This is a genomic window from Rhizobium sp. SRI_017, from assembly GCF_057586295.1.
This window is the reverse complement of the sequence record NZ_JBYCZP010000041.1, coordinates 1-8,745: the sequence shown is the minus strand read 5'-3', so window position 1 is coordinate 8,745 and position 8,745 is coordinate 1. Positions and strand designations below refer to the sequence as shown.

At 61.2% G+C, this 8,745-nt stretch carries 5 protein-coding genes and 1 pseudogene; all 6 read right to left on the bottom strand.

The annotated features are described in order from the left end of the window. Positions 1-61: 61 nt before the first annotated feature. Positions 62-556: a chemotaxis protein CheW gene (locus tag AC2YI2_RS34605; RefSeq protein WP_487391058.1), complete on the bottom strand. Its 495-nt coding sequence runs from the start codon at positions 554-556 to the stop codon at positions 62-64. A gap of 2 nt (positions 557-558) precedes the next feature. Further along, the gene (locus tag AC2YI2_RS34600; protein WP_487391057.1) at positions 559-2,367 is read right to left on the bottom strand and encodes a methyl-accepting chemotaxis protein; all 1,809 of its coding nucleotides are present in this window, start codon (positions 2,365-2,367) and stop codon (positions 559-561) included. A gap of 113 nt (positions 2,368-2,480) precedes the next feature. After that, positions 2,481-4,688: a methyl-accepting chemotaxis protein gene (locus AC2YI2_RS34595; protein WP_487391056.1), complete on the bottom strand. Its 2,208-nt coding sequence runs from the start codon at positions 4,686-4,688 to the stop codon at positions 2,481-2,483. A gap of 107 nt (positions 4,689-4,795) precedes the next feature. After that, positions 4,796-6,715 (bottom strand): HAMP domain-containing methyl-accepting chemotaxis protein, encoded by a 1,920-nt coding sequence (locus AC2YI2_RS34590; RefSeq protein ID WP_487391055.1) that lies wholly within the window; start codon positions 6,713-6,715, stop codon positions 4,796-4,798. Positions 6,716-6,905: 190 nt separating this feature from the next. Then, complete coding sequence (locus AC2YI2_RS34585; protein WP_487391054.1) at positions 6,906-8,606, bottom strand: methyl-accepting chemotaxis protein; 1,701 nt, start codon at positions 8,604-8,606, stop codon at positions 6,906-6,908. Between the two features lie 15 nt (positions 8,607-8,621). After that, positions 8,622-8,745, bottom strand: a pseudogene (locus tag AC2YI2_RS34580) (chemotaxis protein CheW); the annotation flags it as partial.

Genomic DNA, 8,745 nt, shown 5'->3' with positions numbered 1-8,745 from the left:
GTCGATCGTCCATCGACTCCGTCCGTTGGGCTACTGCCACCGGTCACCTCCCTCGAACTGGTTAAGCTACTTCCGGCACGCGGCGGCCAAAGCCGCCGAGCGCTTCTCCGGAATCGGAGAACAAGCGGGCAAGGTCGACAATGACGACGAAGCTGCCATTGCGGCGAACGACACCGGCGATGTAGTCCGAGCGCCAGGTGACCCCGATATCCGGCGCCCCTTCGATCTCTTCGCGGCGGAAGGGGATAACCTCATAGACGCGGTCGGCGACCAGGCCCAGGGTCAGCATCTTCTCGCCGATCTGGACATCGAGCACCAGAATGCGTGTATGCGGGGTCTTTTCCGTCTTCGTCATACCCAGGCGAAGACGGAGATCGACCACCGGCACGCCTTGGCCACGTACGTCCCGAAGCCCAAGCAGGTAGTCGGGACCATGTGGGATCTTGAAGGCTTCCTCGTGGTCGAGGATTTCCCGCACGACCTCCACCGGGACAGCGAAGATTTCACTGTCGAGGCTGAAGGTGACGAACTGGGATTCTGAGGATGTACTTGCCATGATTATGCGCTTTCCCTGAAGTCTGCATCGTCGGAATCGGGCCCACCCATCGACATGTCGAGGGCAAAACCGCGGGCTCTGGCCTGCTGGGCATTCACGCTATGGTCGATCTTGCGACCCGACACTGCGGCAGCCTTGACCACCGGCCGAGCAGCCGGGGTTGGACGGCGCATCGAGGCAACCTTCGTGCTCGCGCTATCAACCTTGAAGAATGCGATCGAGGTCTGGAGTTCTTCAGCCTGGGCGGCCAGTTCTTCCGACGTCGCCGACATTTCTTCCGACGCGCCGGCATTGGTCTGGGTCACCTTGTCGAGCTGCTGGATCGCTTCGTTGATCTGGGCCGCACCGATGTCCTGCTCGCGGCAGGCGGCGGAGATTTCCGAGATCAGTTCGGCGGTCTTGCGGATATCCGGCACCAGCCGGTTCAGCATCTCGCCGGCGTCGGTTGCGACCTTCACGGTCTCGCCCGAGAGTGAGCTGATCTCGGCAGCAGCGGCCTGGCTGCGTTCGGCAAGCTTGCGCACTTCCGAAGCAACGACCGCAAAGCCCTTGCCGTGTTCACCGGCGCGGGCAGCTTCCACCGCGGCGTTGAGAGCGAGCAGGTCGGTCTGGCGGGCGATTTCCTGAACGATCGAGATCTTCTCGGCGATGGTCCGCATCGCACCGACCGCACGACCCACGGCCTCACCCGACGCCTCGGCATCCTTGGCGGACTGGCGGGCGATCTTCTCGGTCTGTGCCGCGTTGTCAGCGTTCTGCTTGATATTGGCAGCCATCTCTTCCATCGAGGCGGATGCCTCTTCGGCGGAGGACGCCTGCTCGGTCGCACCTTGCGAAAGCGTCTCCGAGCTCGCGGAAAGTTCCTGGCTGCCCGAGGAGACGTTCACCGAAGCTGACATGGCGTCGGCGACGACGCCACGCAGACGCTCGACCATGCTTTGCAGCGCAATGCCGAGTGTGTCCTTGTCCGAGAGCGGCTTGGGCGAGACCATGAGGTCGCCATTCGAAATCTGGTTGGCGATCGTCGCGGTGATGCGCAGGTTGGCCGTCATGCGTTGCATCGAAACAACGAGATCCTTGATTTCGTCATTGGCCTTGTGGTTGATATCCTGTTCGAGGTCTCCGATCGCAACCGCATCAGCAAGGATGCCGGCCTTCTTCAAAGCCCGCGAGATATAGAACGAGATCCAGACCGCCGCGGAGATTGAGATTGCGGCGAGCAGCAGGATGGCGACAAGGAGAACCGTGCGAGACTGTGCGTATTGCTCATTGGTCTCGGCATCGGTACGCTTGACGTCGGCGGTGGCCGCGGCGACGATTTCTTCGATGACCGCGAGGGCCTTGTTCATCACCTCACGGCCAGCGCCCATCGACATGCTTGCCGCGCGGGCGTTGGACTCGGTGGTGTTCTCGGTGGCCAGCGCGATCATCTGCTTCTGCATCGGGACATATTCCTCGAACAGCGCCCGGAACTCGGCCGTCTTCTTGCGGATTTCCTCGTCTACCGACTTGTCGAGCAAATCGATGATGCCGCCGATCTTTTCCTGGCGCGAGATCAGCGACTTTACGTAGTCGTCAATCTCCGCCGGATTGGTGTTCATGATCGCGTTTTTCTCGGCGCGGACCGTGCCGTTGAACAGATCGCTCAGCTTCGAGACATTGTTCATGTCCTCGATCGGCTCGTCAACCATTTGGCTGATCGCCGAATTCAATGAGGAGAGATTGATGATCGCAAGGGTCGCCATCGCACCGGCGAGCACGATGATGGTCGCAAAGACAAGGCTCAATTTGAGTTTTATAGTCATTCGCATGGTCAAAAATCCTTGATTACGCGGTGCGGAGTCCAATACTCCGAATTTTGATGGGCTTGGCTCCAGGACATGCATCAGGCTTGGCCGGACCGTTATGGCTCGGCCCGCCGTGATCATGCGCTCTCCCTGAAGTCCGCATCATCGGCGTCAGGTCCGCCCATCGACATGTCGAGGGCGAAGCCGCGGGCGCGTGTCTGCTGGCCGTTGATGCTGTTGTCCGGTTTGCGTGCCTGCATGGGGGCCGACTTGGGAGCTGACTTGGCAGCCGGCCGCGCGGCAGGCGCCGGACGGCGTGTGGCTCCGCCGGCCATCGTCGCGCTCGAACGATCGACCTTGAAGAAGGCGATGGATGTCTGGAGTTCCTCGGCCTGAGCAGCCAGTTCTTCCGAGGTCGCAGACATCTCTTCCGACGCGCCGGCATTGGTCTGGGTGACCTTGTCGAGCTGCTGGATCGCTTCGTTGATCTGGGCCGCACCAATGTCCTGCTCGCGGCAGGCAGCGGAGATTTCCGAGACAAGTTCCGCGGTCTTGCGGATATCGGGCACGAGCCGGTTCAGCATGTCGCCGGCTTCGGTTGCGACCAGGACGGTCTGGCCTGAGAGGGTGCTGATTTCGGCGGCCGCAGCCTGGCTGCGTTCGGCGAGCTTGCGCACTTCCGAAGCGACGACCGCAAAGCCCTTGCCATGCTCGCCGGCACGGGCGGCTTCCACCGCGGCGTTCAGCGCGAGCAGGTCGGTCTGGCGGGCGATTTCCTGTACGATCGAGATCTTCTCCGCGATCGTCCGCATGGCGCTGACCGCTCGGCCTACCGCTTCGCCCGAGGATTCCGCGTCCTTGGCGGACTGGCGGGCGATCTTCTCGGTCTGGGCCGCGTTGTCGGCGTTCTGCTTGATGTTGGCGGCCATCTCTTCCATCGAGGCCGAGGCTTCCTCGGCGGATGAGGCCTGCTCGGTCGCGCCCTGCGACAGTTGCTCTGAACTCGCCGACAGTTCCTGGCTGCCGTCTGTCACTTGATCTGCCGCAGCGCTGACGTTCACGGCAAATGACGTCAGATTGCTGATGAGGGAGTTGACAGCATTCTTCATTTTCTGATGGTCGCCTTCGCAGGCAATCTCGACGCGTTCCGTCAGATCACCCGCAGATACCTGGTTCAGCACCCGGTTGCCCTCGGAGATCGGCAGCAGCGTAGCGTCGAGCATGCCGTTGATGCCGGAAACCAGGGTGGCAAAGTCGCCGACGAATCGGCCTGCTTCACCCCGTTCGCTCAGTTTGCCGGCGGTGGAGGCGACGATGAGACGCTGGATTTCAGCAATGATTGCGCGGAAATTGCCTCTCAGCACCTCGACCGTGTCGTTGATGAACGCCTTCTTTCCGGGAAATTTTTCGAGTGGGGCCTCGAAATTGCCCTCGCCGAATTCCTTGATGCAGGCCATCGCCTTCTTCTTGACGGCGATATGACTGCCGACCATTCCGTTGATGCCCGCCGCCATGCTGGCGAAGTCACCCTTGAACTTGTCCACGGGGACGAAGACATCAATATCGCCCTTGTCGTGTTCGGTGGACATCAGGCTCATCTCGGCGATCAGGCCCTTGAGGTTGGCCCTCAATGTCTCGACCGTGTCGTTGATGAACGCTTTCTTTCCGGGAAATTTTTCGAGTGGAGCCTCGAAATTGCCTTCGCTGAATTCCTTGATGCAGGCCATCGCCTTCTTCTTGACGGCGATGTGACTGCCGACCATTCCGTTGATGCCGGTGGCCATGGCGGCGAAGTCACCCTTGAACTTGTCCACGGGGACGAAGACATCGATATCGCCCTTGTCGTGTTCGGTGGACATCTGGTTCATCTCGGCGATCAGGCCCTTAAGGTTGCCCCGCAATGTCTCGATCGTGTCGTTGATGAACGCCTTCTTGCCGGGGAATTTTTCGAGCGGGGCCTCGAAATTGCCTTCGCTGAATTCCTTGATGCAGGCCATCGCCTTCTTCTTGACGGCGATATGACTGCCGACCAATCCGTTGATGCCGGTGGCCATCACTGCAAGATCGCCTTTGAACCCGCTGGCAGCAATTTCGACATCAATATCGCCGCGGTCATGCTCAGCCGTCACGTGGCCGATTGCATCGCGCAGGGCACTGACCGGGCGCGTCGTCGCTTCCAGCAAAGCGTTGACCGCAGCCAGCAATTCCCTGGCCTCGCCGGTGGCGCGCTCTTCCTGAGCACGATGCGCGAGGTCTCCATCCGCCATTCTATTCGTGAGGCTCTGAATCTCCGCAAGCGCCCAACTCGTCCGAGATGTCCTGCTGATCGGCGTGAACAATGACATGATAAATTCCCTCTTTCGTGATTGTGCTGACGTCTGTTTGCATTCGCTGGCGTGCGGTGAAGAAGGCCCGGTTCCTGACGGCCGGTAGCGGGCGGCTGACCTTCTTTTCAGGCGCTCTCCCTGAAGTCTGCGTCGTCGGAATCGGGTCCGCCCATGGACATGTCGAGGGCAAAACCGCGGGCTCTGGCCTGCTGGGCATTCACGCTATGGTCGACCTTGTGCGCAGGCTTGGCTGCCGGACGGGCGACCGGGGCCGGGCGGCGCTGCGCTGCGGCGTCTTTTCTCAGGCTCGCGCTGTCGACCTTGAAGAAGGCGATCGAGGTCTGGAGTTCTTCAGCCTGCGCAGCAAGCTCTTCCGATGTCGCCGACATTTCTTCCGACGCGCCGGCATTGGTCTGGGTCACCTTGTCGAGCTGCTGGATCGCTTCGTTGATCTGCGCGGCACCGATATCCTGCTCGCGGCAGGCGGCGGAAATTTCCGAGATCAGTTCGGCGGTCTTGCGGATATCAGGCACCAGCCGGTTCAGCATCTCGCCGGCGTCGGTTGCAACCTTTACGGTCTCGCCCGAGAGCGAGCTGATCTCGGCGGCAGCGGCCTGGCTGCGTTCGGCAAGCTTGCGCACTTCAGAAGCAACGACCGCAAAGCCCTTGCCGTGTTCACCGGCGCGGGCTGCTTCCACCGCAGCGTTCAGCGCGAGCAGGTCGGTCTGGCGGGCGATTTCCTGAACGATCGAGATCTTCTCGGCGATCGTCCGCATCGCACCGACCGCACGACCCACTGCCTCACCCGACGCCTCGGCATCCTTGGCCGACTGGCGGGCGATCTTCTCGGTCTGTGCCGCGTTGTCGGCATTCTGCTTGATATTGGCAGCCATCTCTTCCATCGAGGCGGATGCCTCCTCGGCGGAGGACGCCTGCTCGGTCGCACCTTGTGAGAGCTGTTCCGAACTTGCCGACAGTTCCTGGCTGCCCGAGGAGACATTGACCGACGCCGACATGGCGTCGGCGACGACGCCACGCAGACGCTCGACCATGCTTTGCAGCGCAATGCCGAGGGTGTCCTTGTCCGAGAGCGGCTTGGGCGAGACCATGAGGTCGCCATTCGAAATCTGGTCGGCAATCTTCGCCGTGATGCGCAGGTTGGTGACCATGCCCTTCATGGAAAGGCCGAGGACGTCCTTGTCGGAAAGGGGCTTGGGCTCGACCGACAAGTCGCCTGCGGCGATCAGGTCGGCGGTTCCCGCGACCTTGCGAAGATTGTCCGTCATTATGTTGATCGTTTCGACCAGATCCTTGATCTCGTCATTCGTCTTGATCTCGATTCTCTGGTCGAGGTCGCCGATTGCGACCGCGTCCGCGGCCTGACGAACCTTGCGCAGGCCGCTGCTGATGCCCAAGGCAATCCACAGCGCCACGGCCGTCGATGTCAGGAGCAATACAACGAGACCGCCGATCAGCAGATTGCGCGAGAAGGCGTATTGGTCGTTGGTTTCCGCATCGGTGTGTTTGAGATCCGCGGCGATTTCGTCATTGAGCGCGGTCAGCGTCGCGAGGAGCACGTCCGTCGCCTTCGCCCCTTCGCCCATGGAGATCTCGCCGGCGCGGCGGTTGCTGTCGTCGGTATTGATGGTGCCGAGCTTCACGACCTCGTCCTGAGCCCTTTTCCACTCGGGCAACGCGGCTCGGAAGGCTGCAATTTTGGATGTGATGGCCGACTTCGTCTCATCGTCGAAGGTCGCCAGAATGCTGTCGATCTTCGCGCGCTGCTCGTTGACGGCATTGGCGTATTTGCCGATCTGCATCGGATCGGTGTTCATGACGACATTCTTCTCGTGACGGATGGCATTTAGCACCGCGTCGGACAGGTCGCTCGAGTTGCGAAGGTTGGTGGCCGGTCCCTCGACGATAACGGTGATCGCCGAATTGAGGCTGGACAAGTTCATGATTGCCAACGTCGCCATGGCGCTGGACAACAGTATCAGCAAGCCGAACGCGACTGCCAGCTTCATCTTGATCGTGAAACGCATCTCAATATCTCCTCGTCACGAATTGACATGTGCATTATGAAGCAAGTCCCCACGAGACTTGCCGGGCATGCGGAGGAGGCTGATGCATTCAACCTTCCGCGAGTCGCTGATCGCGAGCCCCAGCCGGCGCATACACGCGCCGGCCTTGGCGGCACGCTCCTCGTGGAGCGCGGCGCCATCTCAATCTAGCTCACGCACTTTCCCTAAAATCCGCGTCGTCGGCGTCCGGGCCGCCCATCGACATGTCGAGGGCGAAGCCCTTGCCGCGGCCACCCTGGCCCGACATGGCTTGCATCGGTCGCGACGCCGGCTTCGAAGCAGGACGTTTCACGCTCGGCGACGCCATTTTTGCGGCAGTCGCCCGAAGCTTCTGGGCGTGGTTCGCTTCCTTGTGGCCGACCTTGTCGACCTTGAAGAAGGCGATGGAAGCCTGGAGTTCCTCGGCCTGCGAAGCCAGTTCTTCCGAGGTCGCCGACATTTCTTCCGACGCGCCGGCATTGGTCTGGGTCACCTTGTCGAGCTGCTGGATCGCTTCGTTGATCTGGGCGGCACCGATATCCTGCTCGCGGCAGGCGGCGGAGATTTCCGAGATCAGTTCGGCGGTCTTGCGGATATCCGGCACCAGCCGGTTCAGCATCTCGCCGGCGTCGGTTGCGACCTTTACAGTCTCGCCCGAGAGCGAGCTGATCTCGGCAGCAGCGGCCTGGCTGCGTTCGGCAAGCTTGCGCACTTCAGAAGCAACGACCGCAAAGCCCTTGCCATGTTCACCGGCGCGGGCGGCTTCGACCGCAGCGTTCAGCGCGAGCAGGTCGGTCTGGCGGGCGATTTCCTGAACGATCGAGATCTTCTCGGCGATCGTCCGCATCGCACCCACAGCGCGGCCGACGGCCTCACCCGAGGCTTCGGCATCCTTGGCGGACTGGCGGGCGATCTTCTCGGTCTGTGCCGCGTTGTCAGCGTTCTGCTTGATGTTGGAGGCCATCTCTTCCATCGAGGCGGAAGCTTCTTCGGCAGACGAGGCCTGTTCAGTCGCGCCCTGAGAAAGGGTCTCGGAACTTGCCGAAAGCTCCTGACTACCCGACGAGACGTTGTCCGAAGCGGAAAGCGCGTCGGCAACAACGTCACGCAGTCGTTCGATCATCGCATTGACATGGCCGAGCATCTCGCCGATTTCGTCCCGCGTGGTGATCTCGGCCGTGCTGGTCAGATCGCCCTCGGCGACCTGGCGGACCGCATTCGTTGCGCGCTGCAGACCGCGGCTGATGGTCATCGAGATCCAGAAGGCCGCAACGAGACCAATCAGCACCGCGCCAGCGGCGACGCCGATCATGATCGTGCTGGTGGATGCATAGGCGGCATCCGCCGCCGCTCCTGCTTCTTCGAGCTGCTGTCTGGCGAGGGTAATCACGGACTCGACAGCTGCGTCGAGTTCATTGGCCGTCTCGCGCGCTTCGGTGATCGAGAGACGCTCAGCCTCTGCTGCCGCACCGGACACCATGAGGGCTCGAATCTTGTCGTCCAAGGCATCAGCTTTCGCGGCAAGCTCCTGGATCTTTTGCCAGCGGGGGCGGCCCTGCTCGGTCACGATGGTCAGCGCCTTGTCTAGCGCTTCTTTGAGGTCGGCGCGCGCCACGTCTCCCCGTTTCTGCGCAGCCTGGATTTCCGTCGGCGTATTGGCGGCGACCAAATTCTTTTGCTGCCGGATGCCTTGCAGCTGGGCGATATTGACACGCTGCACAAGTTCAAGACGGGTCACCGGCCCTGCCAGCGTTGCCTTCATCGTGTCATTGATGCCCGAGAGGCTTTGAATACCGTAGATCGCGGTACCGAGCAGCAGGGCGAGCATAAAGGCAAAAGCGAGTGCCAGTTTCAGTTTGATCGTGAACTTCATGATTGCATTCGTCCTTCAGCCGTTCGCCACCGCAGAGCGGTCTCTTTGCGAAACGAAAATTGCGTTGAGATTTGGAACTATGACGAATTCGCCGCCCCGCTTGACGAGGCAATCGATGTAGTCGGCCCGCCAGCGCATT

What these genes read in the sequence shown, in the direction of transcription:
- AC2YI2_RS34605 (WP_487391058.1), bottom strand. Translation starts at nt 556, where the DNA reads ATGGCAAGTACATCCTCAGAATCCCAGTTCGTCACCTTCAGCCTCGAC.
- AC2YI2_RS34600 (WP_487391057.1), bottom strand. Translation starts at nt 2,367, where the DNA reads ATGCGAATGACTATAAAACTCAAATTGAGCCTTGTCTTTGCGACCATC.
- AC2YI2_RS34595 (WP_487391056.1), bottom strand. Translation starts at nt 4,688, where the DNA reads ATGTCATTGTTCACGCCGATCAGCAGGACATCTCGGACGAGTTGGGCG.
- AC2YI2_RS34590 (WP_487391055.1), bottom strand. Translation starts at nt 6,715, where the DNA reads ATGCGTTTCACGATCAAGATGAAGCTGGCAGTCGCGTTCGGCTTGCTG.
- AC2YI2_RS34585 (WP_487391054.1), bottom strand. Translation starts at nt 8,606, where the DNA reads ATGAAGTTCACGATCAAACTGAAACTGGCACTCGCTTTTGCCTTTATG.